Below are 420 nucleotides of genomic sequence, written 5' to 3'. Positions count from 1 at the left end.
TTCCCGAGCCTTCAAGTCTGCGGTATAAAAAAGCATACAGTGTAAGAGCGATGAATTCGATAAAGCATTTATCGCACAATGAATCTTCGGAGCTGACACGCAGGCGCTTTAACTGCATGCGGGTTTTGAGCGTAGCGAAAGTATCTTCGATGCACTTGCGGCGGGTATAGGCCCGATAGGCGACATCGGCATATTTGATATGGTCGGAAACGGTAAGATAGATGCCGGCATTTTTAATGACGTTATTATATGCGCCGGTATCAAGAATCGGCTCGTGCTTGTCATTAAGGATAAGCACACCGGTATCTTTATCGGTACAGTAATTGGAGTAAAGAAAAGCCTGCTCTTGAGCGGTCAGGATTTGCTTATGCATAAAGAGCTCTTTTACTTCTTTAAGCCGGCGCTGATAATGGTCGATTT

General features: G+C 45.0%; 1 protein-coding gene. It reads right to left on the bottom strand.

Annotated elements, in window-relative coordinates:
* A partial coding sequence (locus tag HMPREF9444_RS05990; protein ID WP_040909323.1) for a hypothetical protein occupies positions 1–373 on the bottom strand: 373 nt, incomplete at its 3' end.
* Between the last annotated feature and the right edge of the window lie 47 nt (positions 374–420).

Source organism: Succinatimonas hippei YIT 12066 (genome assembly GCF_000188195.1).
Lineage (GTDB): Bacteria > Pseudomonadota > Gammaproteobacteria > Enterobacterales > Succinivibrionaceae > Succinatimonas > Succinatimonas hippei.
This window is presented reverse-complemented; position numbering and strand designations above follow the sequence as displayed.